The sequence below is a fragment of the Microcoleus sp. MON2_D5 genome (assembly GCF_036701905.1).
Taxonomy (GTDB): Bacteria; Cyanobacteriota; Cyanobacteriia; order Cyanobacteriales; family Microcoleaceae; genus Microcoleus.
Window position 1 is genome coordinate 12,962 of sequence record NZ_JAUBRM010000042.1, and the last position, 22,767, is coordinate 35,728.

The 22,767-nt window shown below is 45.5% G+C and carries 16 protein-coding genes and 1 pseudogene; 9 read left to right on the top strand and 8 right to left on the bottom strand.

Annotated elements, in window-relative coordinates:
* Nucleotides 1–136: 136 nt before the first annotated feature.
* Nucleotides 137–526, bottom strand: a complete 390-nt coding sequence (locus QUA47_RS16820; protein ID WP_006634015.1) for a DUF1830 domain-containing protein — start codon at nt 524–526, stop codon at nt 137–139.
* A 375-nt stretch (nt 527–901) separates the two neighbouring features.
* On the opposite strand from QUA47_RS16820, the gene QUA47_RS16825 reads away from it, so the two are divergent.
* Together QUA47_RS16825 and QUA47_RS16830 are read left to right on the top strand one after the other, a co-directional pair.
* The gene (locus QUA47_RS16825; RefSeq protein ID WP_333431588.1) at nt 902–2,482 is read left to right on the top strand and encodes a photosystem II high light acclimation radical SAM protein; all 1,581 of its coding nucleotides are present in this window, start codon (nt 902–904) and stop codon (nt 2,480–2,482) included.
* 459 nt (nt 2,483–2,941) lie between these two features.
* The gene (locus QUA47_RS16830; protein ID WP_333431589.1) at nt 2,942–3,412 is read left to right on the top strand and encodes a hypothetical protein; all 471 of its coding nucleotides are present in this window, start codon (nt 2,942–2,944) and stop codon (nt 3,410–3,412) included.
* Between the two features lie 133 nt (nt 3,413–3,545).
* Here QUA47_RS16830 and QUA47_RS16835 read toward each other — a convergent pair whose 3' ends face one another.
* The 3 genes from QUA47_RS16835 to ntcA form a co-directional block, all read right to left on the bottom strand.
* Nucleotides 3,546–3,941 carry a pre-16S rRNA-processing nuclease YqgF gene (locus QUA47_RS16835; RefSeq protein WP_333431590.1) on the bottom strand — a complete coding sequence of 132 codons (396 nt, stop codon included), beginning with the start codon at nt 3,939–3,941 and terminating at the stop codon, nt 3,546–3,548.
* Nucleotides 3,942–3,973: 32 nt separating this feature from the next.
* Complete coding sequence (locus QUA47_RS16840; RefSeq protein WP_333431591.1) at nt 3,974–5,704, bottom strand: DUF3084 domain-containing protein; 1,731 nt, start codon at nt 5,702–5,704, stop codon at nt 3,974–3,976.
* A 77-nt stretch (nt 5,705–5,781) separates the two neighbouring features.
* A complete protein-coding gene (gene ntcA / locus QUA47_RS16845) occupies nt 5,782–6,447 on the bottom strand; it encodes a global nitrogen regulator NtcA (RefSeq protein WP_006634020.1) in 666 nt (221 codons plus the stop codon).
* A gap of 340 nt (nt 6,448–6,787) precedes the next feature.
* Between ntcA and fabI the strand changes: the two genes are divergently transcribed.
* The 3 genes and pseudogenes from fabI to QUA47_RS31020 all read left to right on the top strand — a co-directional run.
* Nucleotides 6,788–7,564: an enoyl-ACP reductase FabI gene (gene fabI, locus QUA47_RS16850; RefSeq protein WP_006634022.1), complete on the top strand. Its 777-nt coding sequence runs from the start codon at nt 6,788–6,790 to the stop codon at nt 7,562–7,564.
* Between the two features lie 207 nt (nt 7,565–7,771).
* Nucleotides 7,772–8,410: an imidazoleglycerol-phosphate dehydratase HisB gene (gene hisB / locus QUA47_RS16855; RefSeq protein WP_190657741.1), complete on the top strand. Its 639-nt coding sequence runs from the start codon at nt 7,772–7,774 to the stop codon at nt 8,408–8,410.
* 216 nt (nt 8,411–8,626) lie between these two features.
* Nucleotides 8,627–8,848 (top strand): annotated as a pseudogene (locus QUA47_RS31020) (Zn-binding domain-containing protein); the annotation flags it as partial.
* A 243-nt stretch (nt 8,849–9,091) separates the two neighbouring features.
* On the opposite strand, the gene QUA47_RS16860 reads toward QUA47_RS31020, so the two are convergent.
* Both QUA47_RS16860 and QUA47_RS16865 read right to left on the bottom strand, forming a co-directional pair.
* The gene (locus QUA47_RS16860; RefSeq protein WP_333213834.1) at nt 9,092–10,591 is read right to left on the bottom strand and encodes a response regulator; all 1,500 of its coding nucleotides are present in this window, start codon (nt 10,589–10,591) and stop codon (nt 9,092–9,094) included.
* Between the two features lie 9 nt (nt 10,592–10,600).
* Nucleotides 10,601–16,645 carry an AAA family ATPase gene (locus QUA47_RS16865; protein ID WP_333431592.1) on the bottom strand — a complete coding sequence of 2,015 codons (6,045 nt, stop codon included), beginning with the start codon at nt 16,643–16,645 and terminating at the stop codon, nt 10,601–10,603.
* A 180-nt stretch (nt 16,646–16,825) separates the two neighbouring features.
* Between QUA47_RS16865 and QUA47_RS16870 the strand changes: the two genes are divergently transcribed.
* The 3 genes from QUA47_RS16870 (at nt 16,826) to QUA47_RS16880 (ending at nt 18,091) form a co-directional block, all read left to right on the top strand.
* Entirely contained in the window at nt 16,826–17,026 is a 201-nt protein-coding gene (locus QUA47_RS16870) for a hypothetical protein (RefSeq protein ID WP_333406207.1), read from the top strand.
* Nucleotides 17,027–17,069: 43 nt separating this feature from the next.
* Nucleotides 17,070–17,405, top strand: coding sequence for a hypothetical protein (locus QUA47_RS16875; protein WP_333431593.1), 336 nt, complete (start codon nt 17,070–17,072; stop codon nt 17,403–17,405).
* A gap of 521 nt (nt 17,406–17,926) precedes the next feature.
* Complete coding sequence (locus tag QUA47_RS16880) at nt 17,927–18,091, top strand: SDR family NAD(P)-dependent oxidoreductase (protein ID WP_333431594.1); 165 nt, start codon at nt 17,927–17,929, stop codon at nt 18,089–18,091.
* A gap of 183 nt (nt 18,092–18,274) precedes the next feature.
* Here the strand turns inward: QUA47_RS16880 and QUA47_RS16885 are convergent, their stop codons facing one another.
* Both QUA47_RS16885 and QUA47_RS16890 read right to left on the bottom strand, forming a co-directional pair.
* Nucleotides 18,275–18,757: an Hsp20/alpha crystallin family protein gene (locus QUA47_RS16885; RefSeq protein ID WP_333431595.1), complete on the bottom strand. Its 483-nt coding sequence runs from the start codon at nt 18,755–18,757 to the stop codon at nt 18,275–18,277.
* 528 nt (nt 18,758–19,285) lie between these two features.
* The gene (locus QUA47_RS16890) at nt 19,286–22,495 is read right to left on the bottom strand and encodes a glycoside hydrolase family 15 protein (protein ID WP_333431596.1); all 3,210 of its coding nucleotides are present in this window, start codon (nt 22,493–22,495) and stop codon (nt 19,286–19,288) included.
* 111 nt (nt 22,496–22,606) lie between these two features.
* Between QUA47_RS16890 and QUA47_RS16895 the strand changes: the two genes are divergently transcribed.
* Nucleotides 22,607–22,744 (top strand): hypothetical protein, encoded by a 138-nt coding sequence (locus QUA47_RS16895; protein WP_333431597.1) that lies wholly within the window; start codon nt 22,607–22,609, stop codon nt 22,742–22,744.
* The last annotated feature ends 23 nt before the right edge of the window (nt 22,745–22,767 follow it).

Here is a 22,767-nt window from a genome sequence, read left to right on the forward strand (position 1 = left end):
TGAGTCTTGATCTAAAATTCATTTCAGAAACTTTGATTCTTAACTGTTGAGTTTTTACCGCTTTGCAGAAGTTGGAATTTTGAGCGCGGAGTTATCAATTAACTGACAATTTATAACTCAAAACTCACAACTGCGATTAATCGACGGCGGTTAGTGCCGGGACAGTCAAAGGTTCTGAGATTTCTCGGGATTTGGGGCGGCCGACCATTACTGCTCGATCGCCCTGAACTGCCTCTGGCGATCTGCTAGGATTGACGTTTGAATAGGGGCCTTCGTTAATCTGCAAGCGATCGCAAGGAATTTTATCCGACAAAATTGCACTGGCCATCATCCCGGTGTGAATTTCCAATGCTGCCGCCGGCATCGCTTCAAACACTAAGCGCTGTCCGGGAAACACCACTCGTTCAAAGTACCAGTTAGGAATGTTGGCGATGCGAGCAATCTGAATTTGACTGGTGGCGTTGACGTAGCAGCACAGAATCTTGCTGTCGGCGTCTGAGGGTACGGGGTCAAGAATTTGAGCCATAACTGCTGAGGGAGCCTTGCCTAAAAGTTTTAGTTATCTTCTCAGGCTAACACTAGGCGATCCCAGCCTACTGTAAAGCCGACTACCAACTCCCTCACAGATTAGAGACCGATCGTACCTAACTTAAAATTTAACCGGATAAATATCTGGTTTTTAACTCCACGCTGGGATTTTCTGTCAAAATACGCTGTATTGACTTAAAAATTAGCTTTTTTCTACTGCTGTCGCCGATCGACACCAACAAGCTCGGCCTTAATCCCAATAGAAAAATTTAAGAATATTTAATGTCAAATTGCGAAAATTAGACAGATTGTAAAGTTATATTAAAAGAATATTAACATAGCTGAAAAAGTTCCACTTTAGGATATGGCAATCATGGAAAACCGAGAAAACCGAGTCCTGTACGTTCGCCTCCCTTGCAATCCTATTTTCCCGATCGGAGTTGTGTATCTTTCGGATCACGTACACAAGCTGTTTCCCGATGTCGAACAGCGCATTTTTGATTTAGGTGCCGTACCCCCCCTGGATTTCGCTAAAGCTTTAGATGCCAGCATAGACGAGTTTAAGCCGACTCTGCTGGTTTTCTCTTGGCGGGACATTCAAATTTACGCGCCCGTGGGCGGCAGGGGCGGCAACCCGCTGCAAAATGCCTTCGAGTTTTACTACGCCAAAAATCCGCTGATCAAGTTCCGGGGAGCACTCGGAGGACTGCGTTTAGCAGCGTCTTACTACACCGAACTCTGGCGCAATTTGGGACTGATTAAGCGCGGATTAAAGCGGGCCCGGAAATACCGCCCCGAAGCTCGTGCAGTGGTCGGAGGCGGTGCTGTGAGCGTGTTTTACGAGCAGTTGGGCCGCAGTTTGCCGGCGGGAACTGTGGTTTCGGTGGGGGAAGGGGAAGCTTTGCTGGAGAAGTTGATTAAGGGCGAAGATTTGGCCGAGGAAAGATGTTATGTGGTGGGAGAAACCGTGCCGCGCGCGAAGCTAATTCACGAAAAACCAGCCAACATCGAGAAAACTGCTTGCGATTATAACTACATCGAAACCATTTGGCCGGAATTTTCCTATTATCTACAGGATATGGACTTCTACGTGGGAGTCCAAACCAAGCGCGGCTGTCCTCATAATTGCTGTTACTGCATTTATACGGTGATTGAAGGGAAACAAGTGCGGATCAATCCGGCGGATGAGGTGGTGGCGGAGATTCGGCAATTGTACGATCGAGGTATCCGCAATTTCTGGTTTACCGACGCTCAATTTATCCCAGCACGCAAATTCATCGACGATGCAGTTGAATTATTGCAAAAAATCATCGCCGCCGGCATGGACGACATACACTGGGCCGCTTACATCCGTGCGGACAATCTCACACCAGAATTGTGCGATTTGATGGTAAAAACGGGGATGAATTACTTTGAAATCGGCATCACCAGCGGTTCCCAGGAACTGGTTCGGAAAATGCGGATGGGCTACAACTTGCGAGTAGTTTTGGAAAATTGCCGCGATTTAAAAGCAGCAGGTTACAACGATGTGGTTTCAGTTAATTACTCGTTTAACGTCATTGACGAAACCTTTGACACCATCCGGCAAACTATTGCTTATCACCGAGAATTAGAGCGAATTTTCGGAGCCGATAAAGTGGAACCAGCTATTTTCTTTATCGGGCTGCAGCCGCACACAATTTTGGAAGAATACGCCTTTAAACAGGAGATTCTGCAACCTGGTTACGATCCCATGAGTTTGATGCCTTGGACAGCGCGCAAGTTGCTGTGGAATCCCGAGCCTTTGGGTTCGTTTTTCGGGCAAATTTGTTTGGAAGCTTGGCAGCGTAATTCCAATGATTTCGGCCGCGAAGTGATGGCTATTTTGGAGGAAAAACTCGGCTGTGCGGAATTGGAAGAGGCATTAACCGCGCCTGTGGAAATCAAAGACAAACAGTTGGCAGCAGTTAATTAATTACCAGGTTCGCAGTCAGGAGGACGGTTATTTAAAAAATGGGAAATGGGAGAAAAAATGTATCTTCTGTTTCCCTTTTTATTCTTCACTAAATAGCTAAGCGCAAATAAACATTACGCTGTAACTGAGTCAGTTCGCGATCGCATTGGAGGCGAGAAACCCGGTTTCTACGAAAATCAAAGGTTTAGTAACGAGAAATATATCAAGAAACCCGGTTTCTCAGATCGGCGCGAACAAGTCATAAAATCTTAAAAATGTCATAAATGCAAGAGATTGCTTTCCTTCGATCGCATTGACATACTTATGTATTTTTACTGGTGTAGGGTGCACAGCTCGCACCTTACTTAAACCGACAGTGTACCGTGTTCCTGCACCTTTCACCTCTGATATTAAATATTATTAATATCCAGCAAAGATCGCTTAAGATGTAATTATATAGTTAAAACCAGGAGTGACAAGATGTTTTATAAAGATAGAGTTAAGGGCATTAAAGGAGTAGGTCTAGTTATAGCAGGCATTAGTGCGATTCCCTTCGGGATAGCTTCGCTTCACGGCTTTTTGACAGCCTCAGCAAAAGCAACTCCACTAAATCAACCGATTGCCAAAGTTCGGGCGATCGTACCCAACACTTTGGGCAATAATCAACCGCTGCAAATTGCTCAAGTTGAGGGATGTCCGAGAGCCCAAATGGTGCAATTTTTCGCAACGCCCAACTTTTCTATATACATTTGCAAAACCCAGGAAGGCGAAATTTTTTACCGCGGCCTCAGCAAAATAAATGGCAGCCAAATCAATGTCATGCAAGTAAGGACAGGTGACGACGGAACTTATGAAGCGACTAACGGCAATATTATCTATTCGATTAACCCCGAACGCCTGCAAGTCCGGCAGAATGGTAAGGTAATCTTGACCGAAGCTGTCATCAAGTAACACTAACTGTTATTTAATGATAGATTCACTAAATTTAGGGTGTATTTTATTTAAGTTAAAAATTCAATATCCGCCACAACATATTGATTCCTTAATAATCAAAAAGAATCAGTGGTAACGCTTATAAAATTGACTAACTTTTGTTTAAATACCTGTGAATTAGGACGATCGCCACTATATCATCTACCGGCCGCGGCGGAGTCCGCATCCCCTGGGGAATCAAGCGAGAAAGTCCCGTCGGAGGGTACATTTCCCAGTAGCGTTCTTTGGCTTCCAAACTGCTGAACCTCTCGTCAACCCGAACAATTTCGATCTCCGGCGACAAACTCTGCGTCAGTTTTTGTTTCCAACTCTTAGAAGTCGTTTGATCTCCCATCACTAATAACTCAATGGGAAACTGTTGGCACAAAGATTGAATAGTAGATATCGCTGCTTCCGACAGCACAACTTGATGGTAGCAGACCTTCTTATCTCTACCCATTACAGCTATGCCGCATTTGTCTTTACCTGGATCGAAACCTACAATCATAGCCAGTTACCCATTATTAATTACCAAATTTATTATTTAACTTTCAAATCTCCTCGACCCGGTGGTTGTTGTCCGGTGCGGAAAACAACGGCTCCGTTTTCAAGAGCCACTAAATCTATTTTAAGCGGGCCGGCGATGTAAGTGACATCTGCTGCGATCGCCTGAACGTCCAGCGGTTTCTCGTACTGCTGCAATCGCTCGATAAAACCAGCTAAAGTTTCAATCTGACTGTCGGCAACTTGGACTCTACCGCCGACAACACCGATCAGGCGAGCGCGAAATTGACAAGCTTCTATCAATTGCAGCAACTGCTGTCGCACCTGTTCGTCGGTCAAAGTCACCGGATCGACAGCAACCCCTGCAATCACATCTCCAGCGCGGAAAACCACTCGATTGATTTCTGCTTCTGCAAATACCTTAATTACCTTTTCTTCCCGCAGGTAATTAGCGCCGGCGACAATTCGCACCACGTAATCTTGACCGTCTTTAACCTGACTAATTAGTTGATCGATTTCTGCTTTAGTAATTTGAATAACCTGGTCTCTAACCTTCCTATTTTCCGGCTGCATCAGTCCGACGGTGGTTTTATTTGCTTCTTGCAAAAGCCGATCGATCGCGCGGCTCGCCATACCGGGTTCGATAATGCGAACCACGCCAGCAGCTAAAATTTGACCGCGCCTGATGGCAACTGTACCCTCGCGGATTGCCTGAAAGTCGCGTTCCAAAACTTGCACTTGCTGCTGCAAGACAGTTTGTTGCTGTTCGAGTTGAGCTTGTTGCTGTGCCAAGGTTTCTAAGAGTGCTTCCCTCTCGGCAATTACTTTGTCGCGCTCGACAATAGTTCGATCGCGCTCGGCGAGATTTTGCACCCGCTGAGCAATTTCCTTGTCTCGTTGGGCAATTAGTTCGTTGCGATCGACAATTGCTGCGTCTCGCTTAACAATTTCTCCCTCTCGCTGGGCAATTTCCTTGTCCCGCTGGGCAATTTCTGCGTCTCGCTTGGCAATTTCTCGATCGCGCTGGGCAATTTGAGTTTTTACCTGCTCTCGCTGCTCGATTAACTGTTGGCGTTCCTCTTGGAGTTGGGCGATTTCCGATCCTAAAGTCGTTTTTTGAGCAGAAACTGTTTTCAATTGGTTCTCCGTGCGATCGAGCTGAGCTTGTGTAGTCGATCGGATCGTTTCAACCAGTTTCAATTGTTCTTCGGTGCGGGATTTAGCTGCTTCCACGCTGCTGAGCTGTTCTTCTGTCTTAGATTTAGCCGCTTCTACCTGACTTAACTGCTGTTCAGTTTTAGACTTGGCTGCTTGCACGCTGTTGAGCTGGGCCCGCAGCGAGTTTAATTTTGTTTGCGTCCGAGCTTGCTCAGCATTAGCTGCTTGGAGGGATTGATTAATTTGCTCTAAATTGGCTCTAGCTTGCGCTTGAGCGGCTCTTGCTTGAGCTAATTCAGTTTCAATTCGATTTTTTTCTTGAGTGGCCTGGTTGATTTCTCTGCGGGCGTTGTTGAGCCTTTTTTGAATCTCGTCTATTCTAAAAACTCCCGTTCGCAGCGGCTTGCTAGTAGCAAACAAAATGGCCAGAGTAATTGCTGACAGGATGCTGCCGGCCATCACTGTCACAACAACAGCAGTATCGCGGGGGCGAAGCTTGAATAAGCTCAACCTTGCCTTGCCGACTTTCGTCCCAAGGCGATCGCTGACAGTGGCGATCACACCCCCCAACACTAACATTACAAATACCAGGATGTATCCAGCAGTCATTCCGATTTTAGATTTTGGATTTTGGATTTTGGATTGAATCTAAAATCCAAAATCCAAAATCCTATACTTTCTCGGCATCAAGTGAATTGCTGGCTTAAAGCCACCGGGTTGTGGACTGTGATCTTTTTCTTGTGGATCGAGATCATGGTTTCTTGTCTGAGATCCCCCAGCAAACGAGTCACCGTTACCCGAGTCGAGCCGATCGCTTCGGCGATCGCCTGGTGGGACAGCTTCAAATCAATCGTAATCCCCTCTGTACCGGGCACGCCAAAATCCCGGCACAGAATCAGCAAAAAGCTGACGAGTCTCGAACCCATATCTCGGTGGGCCAGCGTTTCAATCATCATCTCGGTTTGCAAAATCCGAGACGACAGTCCCCGCAGCATCACCATCGACAGTTCCGGGTCTTCCTTGAGCGCTTTCTCGACTTGTTCGATCGGCAACGAGATCAACTCTACCGGCGTAAAGGCTACCGCGTGGTAAAACCTGTCCGATCGGTGTCCCGTAATCAGAGACAGCACCCCAAATACGCTATTTTCGCGCAGGAGGGCGACTGTAATTTCTTCCCCTGCTTCGTACACCCTGGAGAGCTTCACAGCACCTCTAATGAGAACGTAGACGCGCTCAGCCGGGTCTCCAGGGAAAAAAATTGTCTTGCCCCGTTCAAAGGTTTCCACAATGGGTGGAAACGCCCCGCCGCTGATTTGGCGGAACACGGCTGCTAGCGGTCTATCATGCGTCACGACTAGATCCTTCTGTACTAATCAATACTTTATAACTTGCCGATTAACCTTATTGAGTAAATATACTGCCCAACCTCCAATATCCAAGGATTCGGTTACTTCCATCTAATGTTAAGGTAAACACGCACTGTATGATTAAATCTAGCCCTTCTCTTAACTTTTTCAATTCCGCCCCCATGTAGCTCCACAGCAAAATTAATATAATTGTGTCTCAATTGTGTCTCAATTGTGTCTCAATTGTGTCTCAATCAGTTAAAGCTGAATCAGTTGTGTCTAAACTGGCGGGGTTGTCGCACAGAGCCAATGAGAACGGTGCTAGTTGCTTCTAGAAGAAATACAGATGATAGATTTGACCGGAAAAAATGCTCTTGTTACGGGCATTGCCAACAATCGCTCGATCGCCTGGGGTATCGCTCAGCAGCTCCACAAAGCTGGGGCCAACCTCGGCATAACTTATTTGAAGGACGAGAAAGGCAAGCACGAGCGCAAAGTCGCTGAACTGGTGGAACCGCTCAATCCCAGTCTGTATTTGCCCTGCAATGTCCAAGACGAGAGCGAAATTGAGTCTACTTTTCAAACCATCGCCGACAAGTGGGGCAAGTTAGATGTCCTGATCCACTGTCTGGCTTTTGCCGGCAAGGACGAACTTTCGGGAGATTTCACCAACACTTCGCGCCAAGGTTTTTCCAATGCTTTGGATATTAGCGCTTACTCGCTGGTACGGCTTTGTGCAGCAGCTAAACCGCTGATGGCCGAGGGTGGCAGTATTGTGACGCTGACTTATTTGGGCGGCGTCCGGGTAGTTCCTAATTATAATGTGATGGGAATTGCTAAGGCGGCTTTGGAAATGAATGTTCGCTATCTGGCTGCTGAACTGGGCCCGTTAAATATTCGGGTAAATGCGATTTCTTCTGGCCCGATTCGGACTCTTGCTTCGTCAGCAGTTGGCGGTATTCTGGACATGATCCACCACGTTGAGGAAGTGGCGCCGCTGCGGCGGACGGTGACTCAGCAGGAAGTGGGAAATGCTGCGGCTTTTCTGTGCAGCAATCTCGCTAGCGGAATTACGGGTCAAGTTTTGTATGTCGATGCCGGTTACGAAATCATGGGAATGTAACAGTTGTCGAGAATTTTGAGTTATGTAGGGGCGGGTTGAGACAATAAACTTTAACTTTAACAAGTAAGTTTTATGCAAAAGCCGCCCCTTTCGAGAGTTTTGAGTTGTGGATAATTCTCTTAACTAAACACTTGAGAATCAGCGCTGCTCAATCTGTAATCTTCAATTACTAATTATCAATAACTAATGAATGACCCCTTGCGAATTATGGAGATAATAGATCGCCCTTCTGTGCCTCCTGCAACTTCAGTTCAACCAGCTAGGGCCGCCTTGGTGAAACGCACGACACTGGAAACGGATGTCACGGCCAGCCTGAATCTCGACGGTGTAGGAACTTGCAAGGCGTCTACGGGGATTCCGTTTTTAGACCATATGTTGCACCAGATTGCTTCTCACGGATTGATCGATTTGGACGTGCAGGCGATCGGTGATTTGGAGATTGACGACCACCACACGAACGAGGATGTGGGAATTACCTTAGGCCAAGCGCTAGCAAAAGCTGTCGGCGATCGATCGGGCATTTCTCGCTTCGGGCATTTCATCGCACCTTTGGATGAAGCTTTAATTGAAGTAGTGCTAGACTTTTCGGGACGGCCTCACTTAAGTTACAGCTTGGAAATTCCCAACCAGCGGATCGGCACTTACGATACCGAATTAGTCAAAGAGTTTTTTTCGGCGGTGGTGAACCACACTCAAATGACACTGCACATTCGCCAGTTGCAGGGGGGAAATTCTCATCACATTGTGGAAGCGGCGTTTAAAGCATTTGCGCGAGCTCTGCGGATGGCGGTAGAAATCGATCCGCGACGCGCCAGTCGGATTCCGAGTTCTAAAGGAGTTTTGTAGTTCGGGGTTTGCAGTAGCGCTTCTGGGCTACTGCAAAGCTGTAACTCAAAATATATTTGCTATATATAGCATTTCTCAGGTTTCTGGAAGTACAACATGACTAACCCTCATTGGCTGGAAAATATCAAATAACAAAAATCAGTTCGCTATAATTCAATCGATGAGTATGCGCCCCACGCGGACAATGGGAACCAGGGTTGACCAGCAGTCGCCTATTTTTTTGATACAACAGATGGGGGAAATGGAGCATCTGAAGAAATGGGGAAACATCTACCGTTATTTGCTGCTAAAGCAATGTCTCTAGCCTTAAATTGCGAGTGTTCTGACGGGTGCCCTAAATGCTTGATTCACCTTGGCTGTCCCCAACAAAACCAGGGATTGCACAAGAAAGTTGGTTTGTTTCTGGTTGAAGCAATAGTAGCTAGTTCTCCAAATTAACAGTCTATAAAGTAGCATTCCACCTACCAACTCGTGAAACTTAAACAAATTACCCGATTTTCTCCGCAACTGCGAACACTAAGCGCTGGAAGACTGTAAAGCTACTTTTAAACTAATTAAGCCGGACGAGCGTTGGTGAGGAAACTTGACAAGCAGCGGCCACACAACTTTTTTTAAGCTGGCTAGATTGGGGAGTAGTTTAAAAAATTAACCCGATGGATTCATTAACTTTTTTGCAGAAGATCAAGCGGACAGCGACAAGACAGGAGACTCCTGCCGAATCGGAATCTCAATAGTAAACTCTGTTCCCCCGCCTGGTGCAGAAATACACCCCAAGCTTCCCCGGTGTTTTTCCACTACAATTTGCCAGCTAATCGATAGCCCAATCCCTGTGCCCTTACCGGGGGGTTTTGTCGTAAAAAACGGGTTAAATACGTGGCGACGAACCTCTTCCGAGATCCCTGGCCCATTGTCCACAATTCGGACAGCTACCCAATTGCTGCTTGTTACTTCTGTGCTAATCCGAATCACGCTAGGATTCGCTTTAATTTCTTCTAGCGATCTCTGCGTGTTCCACTCGTCAATAGCATCGATCGCATTTGCAAGTACATTCATAAATACCTGATTCATTTCTCCCCCATAACAGTCCACTTCGGGCAGGTTTGGGCAATAGTCCCGAACCACTTCAATCGAGGGGCGGTCTGAGTTAAATTTTAGCCGACTCTGTAAAATCATCAGCGTGCTGTCGATCCCTTCGTGAAGGTTGACCGATCTCATTTCATATCCTTCTTGCCGTGCAAAGAGGCGCAAAGATAAAACGATTTCGCGGATGCGATCGGCTCCTAAGTACATCGATTTGAACATTTTAGGCAAGTCGTCTTTGAGATAATCTAGCTCGCTTGTGGCGATTTCTGCTTGTATATCTGGAGCCGGATTAGGATAGTGCTTTTCGTAGAGGTCAAGGATAGTGACCAAAGTTTTTGAATATTCCAGAGCATAAGAAAGATTTCCATAAATAAAATTAATTGGATTATTGATTTCATGGGCTACGCCAGCTACGAGCTGACCTAGCCCGGACATTTTTTCGCTCTGAATGAGCTGGCTTTGCACCTGCTTGAGTTCGTGCAGGGAATTTTCGAGCTCTAGGGCTTTGTGCCGCTCTCGCGCTTCGGATGCTTGCAAAGCTGCTTCTGCAAGCTTGCGTTCAGCAACCTCCTGGTTGAGGCGTTCATTCGTTTGGGAAAGTTCAGCGGTGCGCTGTTCTACTCGCGTCTCGAGCTCTTGTGTCAAAACTTGTAGGTCGGCTTGCGCTCGCTCGCGCTCGACAATTTGCGCCTGAAGCTTTTTAGTTAGATTTCGCAGATTCAGGTGCGTGATAGCCCGAGCTAAAACTTCTTCCTGTTGAAGGGGCTTAGTGATATAATCAACTCCCCCCACATTAAAGCCTTTGACTTTGCTTTCTGTATCGTCCAGCGCGGTCATAAAAATAACTGGGATATCTTTAGTTAAGTCATTTGCTTTTAAATTTTGACAGGTTTTAAATCCGTCCATCTCTGGCATCAGAACATCCAACAAAATTAAATCAGGCTGGGAATATTGCACTTTTTTGAGAGCGCTAGACCCACTGCGAGCTACCCAAACAGTGAAGCCAGATGCGCTCAAAAAATCCAATACTGAACCCAGATTAGTGGGCGTATCATCCACAATTAAAATGGTGCCTCTGTCTAAAGATTCGCTAGTCATTTTTACTCCTCATCTAAACTGTTGAACAAATTCTACTAATTTGTCTTCTTCAAAGTTTTTAGTTAATTCAAGCAACTGATTGACAAAAGGTGCATAACGCATATCTATTGCCTTCAGCTTGCTGGCTCGCTTCTCAATACTGAGGAGTTCACCTTTAATCGCTAAATCCAACAGGACTGCAACTTCTTCCGAAGGGGGAGCAATCATTTGTTGGTCTTGGATTTGGGAAGAGGCATCGGTAAATATACCTTCTGAACGGAAAGTTGTTCGCTCCTCATAAACCCATTCTAAACCTAAATGGTTGCCCAAGCATTCTAATAACTTTTCTGCCCGAATTGGTTTGAGGAGAAAAGCGTTGCAACCAGCCTGGAAAATGCTGTGGGGCTCGCCGGATAAAATGCTAGCAGAAGTTCCGATCGCGATTACATCTTTCAATGCAGGGATTTTTCTGATCCGCCTCACCGCTTCAAAGCCGTCCATGACTGGCATTACTAAGTCAATTATAATACAGTCCGGCTGAAATAACAGCGCTTTATTCACGCAGTCTTGACCGTCCGTTGCCTCCATTAATTCAAACCCAATAGGAGCTAAAAGATTAACTAGGACTGAGCGATTTTCCCAGCGATCGTCAACGACTAAAATTTTCCGTCGGTCGCCTGAGAAACCCCTGATAATTTTTTCAGGTTCTTTTTGATTTCCTTCCCAGGTTTCGGTAATAGGCAACTCTAACTCAAACCAGAAAATACTGCCTTTACCTACAGAGCTTTTTACTTTCAGTTCGCCGCCCATCATCTCCACTAATTGGCGACTAATTGGCAGCCCTAATCCTGTCCCCTCTATCTGGCTAACTGAACCGCTGGCTTGCTCGAAGGGCAAAAATATTTTTGAGAGTTCCTCCGGCGCGATGCCAATGCCTGTATCTTCTACTTGGAAAATAAATTTCGCTGTTAGGGATTGGGGATTGGCGATTGGTGATGACAAAGATTGCTGAGTCTCCAGCCTGTCTACTTTAAAACTAACGCCTCCTTTTTCGGTGAATTTTATGGCATTACCGAGTAAGTTGATGAGAATTTGCCGCAACCTTTTTTCATCGGCTTGGACGCAAGTGGGAAGTGGAGTTAACGGTTCGTAAATCAAAGAGATGCCCTTCTGTTGGGCGCGAATCTGGCAGATTTCAGTAATGCCTTGGAGAAAGTCTGACAGGTGAAAGTCGGTGAGGTAGAGTTCCATTTTTCCGGCTTCGATTTTGGACAGGTCTAGAACGTCATTGATCAGAGTTAGGAGGTGTTCGCCACACTGATGAATGATGTTAATACCAGAATTTTGCTGACTGGTTAAACCTGTGTCTCGTTTGAGGATTTGGGTATAACCTAAAATGCCGTTGAGCGGTGTGCGAAGTTCGTGGCTCATGTTGGCGAGAAATTGGCTCTTGGCGCGGTTTGCGGCTTCGGCCGCTTGCTCGGCTCGCTGTCGCTCTTGAATTTCCACTTCTAGGCTCGTATTTTTGGCTTTTAATTCCTCGGTTCGCTCTTCTACTTTGACTTCTAAAGTGTGATAGAGGTTGGCATTTTCTAAGGCGATCGCAGCTTGTCCCGATAGCATCCGCAACACTTCTACCCGCTTCGGCGTGAAAGCGCCAGCAATCACGTTGTTTTCTAGGTACAGGATGGCACTTAACTTACCTTGAGAGAGGATAGGCGCACACAAAATTGATTTTGGTTTGTGTTGGGCAATGTAGGGGTCGGCGTTAAAGATTTCCTCGCGGCTGGAATCATTTAAAACAACATCTTTCTGAGTTCTGGTGACGTAATTAAGTACGGAGATAGGCACTTGCCCATAAGTTGATACTGGTAAAGATTCTAGCACTCGGACTCGATCTTTAGTCCCCGCCGCTTCTATAACAAGTTGACCCTCTTTTGAGAGAATAAGCGATCCAGTTTCAGCGCCGGCGTTTTCTATCAAAATTTTCATTAACTTGGTGAGCAAGTTAGGTAGAACAATTTCGCTAGAAATGGCAATAGATGCTTTCATTACAGTTGCCAAGTCTAGCAACTCTGGTTGACCGCCTGTAATGGTCAAAGGAGCAATTGTCATCTTAGGATCTAAAGGGGTTTCGGTGACCGCAGGCGATCGCGCTATTAATTGCGGATATTTTTCTTCTAGATGTTTAACTTTAGCTAAAGCTCCCCAGCGCATATAGGCATAATAAGCATCGGTCATGTAGGTTCGGGCAATCTTTTCTTTACCCCATGAACAATAGAATTTAGCAGCGAGTTCCTGAGCTAGTGCTTCTTCGTTGATATACTCGTTTTCTTTAGCAAGAGCGATCGCTTTGTCGTACATCTCGATCGCTTCTACTTTTTCGCCTAAAACACGATATTTTTCGGCCTCTACTAAATAGAATTTATGCAGATGATTCATTGGGGCATACTGCGCCCATTTTTGCAATTTCTCTTGATTAGCTTGTACTCGGTTAAGAATGTCCTGTTGGTCGGACTGCGAAGTTTCAGGATACACAGCTAGCCGTACTAGAGAATCGTAGAAATAGAAGATAACAACAGTTAGCTGCCCTGTAGACGATCCGAAAGAACTTTCTACTTGAGGGATGTTCTTTAAAGCTTCCGCGTAATTTTCAAACACATAACAAAGCGCAACTTTGTGCAAGTATAAGTAATGAATTGCCAGTTGGTTGTTGGTTTGCTGATATAGCAGCAGCATTTTCTCTTCGTCGTATACTTCCCCCTTTAACAGGCAGAAATTTGCGCTTTTTCCCATCATGTTTAAGACTGCTTGCCAACAGATTTTTGTATTGTTAAGCGCTGTTTCTTGGCTGATTTTATGAATTGCATCTGTGTAAGTTGCTATCTCTTGTTCGAGTTGCATTAGTTGCTTCCCAACAAAAAACGAGTAATGACTCCACACCATGACGGCATAGCCAGCATATTCTAAATCTCCAGTTTCCAGCCCAGTAGAGAAAGCCGACAGGAAAGGTTCTAAGGTATTCCGGACGTGTTCTTTCCAATGTTGAACGGCAGCATACACTAAGTGGCAAGTCTTGACTTCGATTTCTTTGGCATTTAACTTTGACACTAGACGTAAAGCTAATTGGCCCAACTCATAGCCCCGCTCAATATCTCCTACCGCCCCGCAAAGAAGAAGACTATATACCGCATATGCAAAGGGAGACACAGAAGCATTGCCATATTGAACGGATAAATCGACCTGTTTGCACACTGTTAAAGGCACCAGTGCGGGCATCCCAGAATAGCAAGCAGAAAATATACTTGACAAAATCCTGATCGCTGCTAATTGATAAGGATCGGTCATTTCAGGGAGATCGATTAAGTCCTCAATTCGGGTTCCGCTCAAAATTGCCGCAGTTTCCCCCAGCGCCTGGCCAATATCAGATGGGTTTGGCGAGTCGGGAAACTCTACCTCCAACTGCTTTAAGACTTGCAGCCCCGTATTCAATGCTTCCACCAGCTTGTTCTGCGCCATATAAGCTTGAATCTGGACTTCGTACACTTTTACTTTGTCCAATAGCGTGTTGGCGCAGTTTTGTACTATCTCAACGAATCTCTGCATTCCGTCAAAATCACCACTCAAATATGCTGACTCTGCTGCTTCCTCATGCAGCCTTAATGTCAGTTCATACCGATTGTCCCAACTATCTACCGCTAGCAGAGATAAACCCACTTGCAAATATTTGACGGCGGAATCGTGGGCTGTAGCAGCTTTCGCTTTCTGACCTGCAATCAGATTCAATTGGGCTAGTTCATATTTTTGGGATTCAGTGGTAAGTAAGTCAGTACCATAATTGAGTTGGTTAACTAAAGCGAAAATATTTTCTTTTCGGTCTTCGGGCGTTGTACTTTGCAGCAGCAGTTGACCGATTTTTAAGTGGGTCTCTTTTTTCTGCTCATCTGGAATCAAAGAATAGGCAGCTTGCTGCACTCGGTCATGTAAAAACTTGTAGTCAACCTTCACATCAGTTAAGGTAAAACCGCCCGATTCTTCCTGACTAAATACGAGGGGAATTTTGTATTCGTTGCTCAAAGGTAAAATCAACCCAGCTTGAAGTGCTGCCCACAATTGCGCCGCCGTGACTAAGGATGATTCCTGATTGACAATCGCCAAAACTTCTAAGTTAAAAGTGTTGCCAATACAAGCAGCAAATTTTAATACTTTTTGTGTATCTTCGGGCAATTTGCGTATGTTTCTAGCAATCAGTTCGACAACATTGTAATCGGTGATGCCGATCGCTTGAATTTGCTCGATATTCCATTGCCAGACGCCAGAATATAAATCATAAGTTAACAAATTTTCTTGATAGAGAGTTTTGAGGAGTTGACTTAAGAAAAAAGGATTGCCCTGCGTTTTATTAAAAAGTAGAGACGCGAAATTTCGCGTCTTTACAGATAGGGATTCCGAACCGCCAGATTCATTTAAAGTATCCGCAATTAATTCTTCGACATGAACCAGGTGTAATGGTTGAAGGACAATATTATTCACGGTCGCACCAGTTTGGCGAATCTTGTCAATCGTTTGAATCGTCGGATGAGTTGGATAAACTTCGTTATCTCGATATGCCCCAATCAGCAATAAATACTTGCTATCAGAATCATTTATTAGCAATTCAATTAATTTCAACGAGGCAGAATCCGCCCACTGCAAGTCATCGAGGAAGATAACTAAGGGATGGTCAATAGTCGTAAATACGCCAATGAATTGTTTAAAGACGCGACTGAAACGGTTTTGAGCTTCAGTTGCCCCTAGTTCTGCTACGGGGGGCTGTTTGCCAATAATCAGTTCAACTTCAGGAATCACGTCTGCGATCACTTGCCCGTTAACGCCTAAAGCACCTAATAGTTTCTCTTTCCAAATTTGAATTTCTGCTTCGCCTTCGGTTAGAAGTTGCTGAGTTAAGGATTGGAATGCTTGAATCAGGGAAGCATAAGGAATATTGCGCTTGAACTGGTCAAATTTCCCCGCAATAAAATAACCTCGTTGCCGCACAATGGGTTTGTGAACTTCATTGACCAAAACTGTTTTGCCTATCCCGGAATAACCGGAAACCAGCATTAATTCGCTGGTGCCACTGGCAACGCGATCGAAAGTTTCTAGAATTTTTTCAATTTCTTGGTCGCGACCGTAGAGCTTTTGCGGTATATTTAATTGCCCTGCTTTATCCGCACTTCCCACAACAAAGTTGGAAATATATCCGCTAGCCTGTAGTTTTATCAAGCAAGTTTCTAAGTCAAATTTTAGTCCTTCAGTGCTTTGGTAGCGGTCTTCAGCATTTTTAGCTAATAACTTCATCGCAATCGCTGAAATTTGTGGTGGGATTTCAGGATTTAGCTGGTGAGGGGGAATGGGAGTTTTGGCAATATGGCTGTGTACCAATTCTAGCGGGTCTGTGGAATTAAAGGGCAACTCGCCTGTGAGCATTTCATAGAAGGTAACGCCTAGTGAATAAAAATCAGTGCGGTAGTCAATTGACCGATTCATCCGGCCAGTTTGTTCGGGCGACATATAGGCGAGTGTGCCTTCGAGCAAATCGGGATGGCTGAGCGTCGAATTTTCTCGCTCCAGGCGCGAAGCGATGCTAAAATCAATAATTTTAACTTTTTCAGTGGCTGGGTTGATGATAATATTTTGTGGCTTTACATCTTTATGAATAATGTTATGTTTGTGGAGTTCTGCTAAGGCAGAGACAAGCTGGAGAGCCAAAGAAAGAAATTGAATGATTGAGACTTTTTTACCCTTCATCCAATCGTTGAGAGACTCGGAGCCGGAATCTTCTAATATCAGTGCTAAACCGTTTTTATAGCTTTCTAAACTAATGGCTTTGATAATCGATTCTACGTTCAAGCTGTGCAGGATTTGATATTCGTGTCGCAAGCGGGTGATGTCCGAAAGAGTGGGATACTCAGCCTTTAGCCTTTTGACGATCACGCTGGAAAAGTCTGAATCCTTCCGAGCGCGATCGACTGAAGTTCTTATCCCGCTGTGGAGGGTTTCAACGAATTGATAGCCAGCTAAGTTGATGGTCATTGTTATTCTACCGATCGCAAGGGAATTGAGTGTGAGGTTAAGGCCGGTTTTAAAAGTTAATTATTATTGGAGCTGATCGTAACATAGTAATTTACTCAACAAAAGTGAGCTCATGTTTCGCTTCTGGCAATCATGGCCTCATGAGATTGTGTTGTTAACTGTGCTGCCTCAAGGCGCGTTTTGGGTGTTTGTTGGGGGATTAGTTGGCTGCACTTTCAAGGGGGGTGTCGATCGAGTGTTTTGCCGTTGCTGATAATTATCGTTGTCAACCATCACCTCAAACCGAATCATCTATCCATCCGCAAGCCGAACAATCCCAATGAACAGGCGGCGTTTCATACTGGGGGTAAGTCATTTCACATTGGGGACACGGGTCAGTAAACAGTGGGTGGGTATCCAAAAGTTCTAACTGTTTTTCTTTCTGGTGTCCACCGCTGCCTCGGTTGCAGAATCAATTCGCCACCATAGTAGCTTGCCCCTTCGGCTTCCCACACTTCATCGGGTTCAGCGTTGGCGTCTGCTCAAAAGTCGGGGCAAGTGTCGGTGTCTGAGCCTGTCGGATGAACTGCACAGATTAAGTGTGGGTTGGGGGCGATCGAGGAGACAGCGAGCGCATTCGGGAAGTTTGGGCATGGCGGGCGTGTTGGGGTTTTGGTTTGGGTGTAGTTTCCCAAAAAGTGGGGCGTTGATGGCGATCGTACTCGCGTCAAAACATTCCTGCCTTACCGTTATCAACGATATTGTGCAAAAACTGGGCTAGCTATCGCGACTGCGAGTTACTTGAAAACGCATGAGAGTGAGCTTACCGCCAACTGTCATGCTTGGTATCAAAGTCTAAATTAACGGCATCACTCCTCAGGTTAATTCGTTTAGCGGTAACACAACCACCAAACGCTGTCCAAAAACCAGGGCGTGTACCCGCACAGCGAAACGTGGACGCAGGCTGTTAATCCCTCACCCTCTTACCAACGTCCCATGTGCTCACGCCCTTGGGTATGAAACAAAATATGCCTCCCTCGGTGGGATTGCTGTTTTTTAGCGGGCGTTAAAATTGATAGTTAAAATTGACGATAAAATTCAAGCAATGACCGTAGCTTTCATTGACCTTGAACGCATTCACAGTTTACAGTGTAAAATTACAGCCAAAAGTTTAGGTTAATTGGACTGGCAATACGACTGTGCAAATGGTAGCTCCAAAATCTAAAATAGAAAGGAGAGCGATCGCATAGTTGGCCAAACTTGGGGAATAGGTGGAATTAGCTGTATTTTTCAATACTAACTATGCTTGCCAATAAGATTGCACTTGTCACAGGTAGCTCGAAAGGAATTAGTGCTGGCATCGCCGTTGAATTAGCAAAATCTGGTGCCAATATTTGGGTGAACTATTGCGATTCTCCAAAATCTGCACTCGAAGTAGTCAACCAGATTCGCTACACCTATAGGTAGCTTTTCTAAAACTTTCCCAAATAAAGAATACCGAGAGCAATTGTAGCTCCCGGTATGAGTTTTTCCAATTCCGTTGTTGTTAGGTAAATCCAACGAGGCTCACTTTGGGAAAATTTGCCTCACTCAATTAAGCGCAGCCTTCTGCGTACAGAGTTCACCATTCGTTACACCAAACGCCGATCGTTATTGGTTAGCCTGTTCCAGGGTCGGATTCGCTGGATTTCCAGCAATTTGAGCCAAATTAATCTTGACGACTTTATTGCGAGCTTTAGTCACTTTGGGCAGCGTTAGCGTTAGAATGCCATCTTTGTATTCAGCTTGCACAGAGTCGTTTTGAATGTGTGCGGGTAAGGGAAGCGTCCGGTGGAATTTGCCATAGCGGAATTCTGAGCGGACGTAGCCGGGTTTTTCGTCTGTGTTTTCGTAGCGGCGTTCGCCAGAGATAGAAATTGCTTCGCGAGTGACTTGAACGTCAATGTCTTTGGGGTCAATTCCAGGCAGTTGCGCTTTTAATACGAAGTTGTCCCCAGCATCAGCAAATTCCACAGCGGGCATCCAAGTGGCTTGTGAGTTATCTTTCGTTGTTGCCCGTTGGTCAAAAACTTTATCGAGTTGCTGGCGGATCGTTTCAATTTCTGTGAATGGTTGCCAATAGCGCATCAACATAATCTGTCACCTCAAAGATTGGTAAGACTTTATAACGAAAGTTTGGGTTGAAGCTCGTTGCTTACAGTTATCATGATGCCGCTTTCTAAGTAGGAGCAACAGCCAGGAAAACCCCACTGAGTTGGTCGTATTTACCCGAATGAACGTGAAAGAATCAGAATTAATTGGCAGTGAAGAAAACCGTACAAAACTATTCCTAGAAACCGACAATACTGGGGCAACGCCATGATGAGCCAGCCGAGCGAACTCTGCACGGCGCGAGCGTCGGGGGAAGGATCGCTGGTGTTGCCAACCGTACCAAAAATGCGGTGCGGGTGATGTGTAGCAGGCGCGTAAGGACGTGCAGAGCGGGCGCAAGCTGCTTTATAATAGCCATCGCTCGCTGTATGACGGCTCTCGCATAATCCCCATCAAGCTTAAATATCTCCCTTATTTCTTAGTCCGCAGAGGCGGACTTAGTTTGTGTAGTTGCGGTTTCCACCCCTGAACTATCGAGGGGGTAGCTTGTATTAACCACCCGCACTCAATCTATCCAAACTTCGTCAAGAACCGGAAAGCATCGAGTACGTGACTCGCGCAAACGTAAGGCGAAGTATTGTAAAAAGCTTGCCAAGCCGCCGCTTTATCTTCGTCGTATTTATCGGCTCTTTCCGGGTATTTTCCTTGCCAATTTAGCCGAACAGCGTGACCGACTAATACATCTAAAACGATGTATTCTTCTACTTGCAATTCAGGGTTGCGCTGGGCGATCGCCGCCAACTCCATCAGCGCCTCAATATTGACTTGTCGGTATTCCGGCGCCACAATCTTATTCAACAAATGCTCGATTTGTAGCGCGAAATTCTTTTCTCCCGGCGTCATTTCCGATAATATAATATGGCTATCTAACCGATTGCGCCGCTCTAATTTGTCGCCAATTATCAAGCCTTTGCAGTGCCGCAGCAGTCCCCAAACACTCGGATAAAAATCCTTCGGTACGCGATTGACAGCACCTTCCATTTGCCGCTTCCGCCGCCATCCTCCCGCAAGCATTTGCGATTCTTCGGAAACTGGCGCTACTACCCATTCAATATCTTTTTCCTGCTGTTTGACGCGCAGGGATTCTTGCTGTTTGAGGATTTGATTCATTTCCTCGTATTCTGTCAACACTTGGCGCAGGCGATTTTTGATTTCAAAGGGACTTAGCTGCATTAAATGTTCGTAAGCTTCATTTTGGGTCACTCCCAATTCGCGGGCTAGTTCGCTTGTTAACAGCAGAATAAAGTAGCTAACTCTCAGTGTCAGCAGACCTTTAAATAATTGCGGTTCTGCTTTAATTAGGACGCTGAGGTAAATTAGAATTTCTTGGGTGAGAACTCTATCGCGAATATCTTCTCCGCAGAACTGGCGAATTTTGTCCATCACTTCCGTGTAAGAACCTGGTCGCGAAATTATCGAATCTTCGCTGTAGGCTTTCCCCACAGCAATTTGTTTTTGCCGCACCAAAATATCTGTCACCGCATCGGACAAGCTGATATCAACTTTGTCCAGCAAACCTGCGGCATGGCGGATGACTGCCCATTGGATTTTTGATTGCGAACTTTCTCCAGCTTTTGTATAAACTTCGTTGAGCAAATCCACAACTTGTACAGTGGCTTCGGCACCTCCAAATCCTGTATCAAAATTTATTCCTTTGAGGCGAACTAGCGTGTGTAGCAACTCAATTTGTTCGTACAAATTTTCTGAATCGCGCAGGCTGGTGAGCAATAACTGAGTATTAGTTTCAAGCTCTAATTTAAATTCTTGCGTGTGACCCAAAGACCAAGTTCTTTCAGGATTGTAAGCCAGATAGCTGCGCGTTTCTACTGCACCTGTCACCGGAGATTCGGTAAATTCAAAATCGTGCATCAAATCAATTCTCTCCGTGCCAGCCGTCAGCATTAACTGCTTAAGATTTCCGAGTTTAACTGGCGTGTTGTTACAGTGTCCATCTCGGAATTCCTTCATTAATTCTAACAACGCTTCCCGGCCGGTTTCCAGCATCGTGTGAGTCAGCATCAGCGTTACCGTAGGGCGTCCCAACTGATACCAGTGGCGGTGAATGTGAGCTATTTCGCTCTTGATTTGAGCTACTAAAAAATGGTAATCTAAAGTTAAGTAAAACTCTTGTCGGTTCAAAAATGAGGGGAGAAATACGATCGCCTCTTCGCGAATTTTAAACACCCGAGAAGTTGTTAAACTCCGCAGACGGCGCACGGGGCGGCCGGTTAAGCCTAATTGGTCGTTTCGTCCAATTTGCGTGTAAATAGCTGATAATTCTTTAGTCTGGCGGACTTGAATTGGTTCTACCTGTTTTGGGGTTTGTGCCGCAATGCCGTTAGCGGCTAATTCGGCTTGCAAATCTTCGTCTTCAGCTAACAGTGCAATTTGCACTAAAGGTTCTCTGTGTTGGCCCACTGATAGGTGCCTTCCCAGCGGGTCGATGTCGCCAACTGCGATTAATTCTTCGTTCAGCAATTGACCGAGAAAATACAGACTTTGCGCCCAAACTAGGGGAATATTTTCATTCGGTAAGCGCTGCTGGCTGCTGGGATTTAGCTTTTCTGCTTCTATATTTTCGGCGGGGACGTAGTACAATTCGGGTAGCAGCGGCAAACCAGAGCGATCGACTGCTAGAGATTCCAAACGCTGCTGGTACTCTTGCACTTGAGCTTGATTCCCCTGAAATATGCCGTCCAAGAGCAAATAAGTGAAAAATAGCGGCCACTCGCATTCAATGTGCTCGAACTGCCTTAATTCTGTGGGTTCGTAGTGCAGGCGATCGGCATCTTCCAACACTGTTTGGTGTCCGTCCCGCAGAAACCGCTTGCAGCCGTATTTTCCTTGCAATTTGTCAATAATCTTATTTCGAGTCCGTTCTATTAATTCTCGGTCTTCCACAGCAAAAGCCGGAAAACTAATCACGCTCAATAAAGCAGCATCTACTTCTTTTGAACTAGATTCGCGAGGCAAAAGCGATTCCAAAGTTATGCGGCTTCTGGCAATTTCGTCTGGCAAAACGTGAATAACCGATGCTTGAGAGCCTTTAATCCCGAACAAATCTAACCCATTTATTGCTTCCAGCGCTGCTTTTGCCATGCCAACTGAACTGGCATTCAATTCTGCATTGCCACGATTGATTTTATGGCCTCTTTCCCAAATTCCGTAATCCGGCGTGCGGTAGGCTCTACCGATGTAGTAAACTAAATTTTGCACGAAATTTACTTCATCTATTGTAAAAATTACGTGCAGCCCGGAAGCCGTCATTTGAGCAAGAATTAATAAGAATATAGATGTAGCGTCTAACTGTAAATGTCCCCACTTGTCATCACCGACAACAATACTTCCAGTTTGAGTATTGTATTTAGCGTGCAGCGCATCTAGCGGCGACTGAGTATTTTTAAAATGTTCTACTTTGCTCGATTGCTGCATCATCGCAAACAGCAAGCCGCGCATGAGTTTGACTGTGCTGTGTTCGAGTTCAAATGTTCTGCCCTGATCGCCATCTATTTTGCGGTAAGCTAAACCCAAACCCCAAACCGCGAGAATGCTGTACACGTTGTCGCGCACCCAGGCATCGGTGTAGTCGCCGTGAGCGTTAACGGCGGTACTCGCCGGCAGCAAACCAGTAATTGGATTTTGGCGCTTGAGGATAATGTTTTTGATTTGCTGGTAGTAATAATCCAACCTGGTTTGCCGCTGGGTTTTTGCGATCGCCATTTCGTTTTCCTTCTTTTTCCTGATGCGAGTAGATTTGCGGTGAATAGACTTTTAAATATATCAGATATTAGATCATTTCTCAAGTTATCCAAACACAAAAAGGTAATTGCCATGTCTACCCAAAACCACAATAACAACAGCGTTCATTTCGTGAAAGTTGTCTACTCTACAGTGAAAATTAATGGTAAAATTGAGCTAGTACCGATGGAATGGTACGCTGACGGGTCTGTCAAAAAAATCGAACACTAATGCTCGATCGCACTTGGCTGGCC

Bases quoted from the DNA above. Each gene is read 5' to 3' on its own strand.
- QUA47_RS16820 (WP_006634015.1), bottom strand. From the start codon at position 526: ATGGCTCAAATTCTTGACCCCGTACCCTCAGACGCCGACAGCAAGATT.
- QUA47_RS16825 (WP_333431588.1), top strand. From the start codon at position 902: ATGGAAAACCGAGAAAACCGAGTCCTGTACGTTCGCCTCCCTTGCAAT.
- QUA47_RS16830 (WP_333431589.1), top strand. From the start codon at position 2,942: ATGTTTTATAAAGATAGAGTTAAGGGCATTAAAGGAGTAGGTCTAGTT.
- QUA47_RS16835 (WP_333431590.1), bottom strand. From the start codon at position 3,941: ATGATTGTAGGTTTCGATCCAGGTAAAGACAAATGCGGCATAGCTGTA.
- QUA47_RS16840 (WP_333431591.1), bottom strand. From the start codon at position 5,704: ATGACTGCTGGATACATCCTGGTATTTGTAATGTTAGTGTTGGGGGGT.
- fabI (WP_006634022.1), top strand. From the start codon at position 6,788: ATGATAGATTTGACCGGAAAAAATGCTCTTGTTACGGGCATTGCCAAC.
- hisB (WP_190657741.1), top strand. From the start codon at position 7,772: ATGGAGATAATAGATCGCCCTTCTGTGCCTCCTGCAACTTCAGTTCAA.
- QUA47_RS16860 (WP_333213834.1), bottom strand. From the start codon at position 10,591: ATGACTAGCGAATCTTTAGACAGAGGCACCATTTTAATTGTGGATGAT.
- QUA47_RS16865 (WP_333431592.1), bottom strand. From the start codon at position 16,645: ATGACCATCAACTTAGCTGGCTATCAATTCGTTGAAACCCTCCACAGC.
- QUA47_RS16880 (WP_333431594.1), top strand. From the start codon at position 17,927: ATGCTTGCCAATAAGATTGCACTTGTCACAGGTAGCTCGAAAGGAATT.
- QUA47_RS16885 (WP_333431595.1), bottom strand. From the start codon at position 18,757: ATGTTGATGCGCTATTGGCAACCATTCACAGAAATTGAAACGATCCGC.
- QUA47_RS16890 (WP_333431596.1), bottom strand. From the start codon at position 22,495: ATGGCGATCGCAAAAACCCAGCGGCAAACCAGGTTGGATTATTACTAC.
- QUA47_RS16895 (WP_333431597.1), top strand. From the start codon at position 22,607: ATGTCTACCCAAAACCACAATAACAACAGCGTTCATTTCGTGAAAGTT.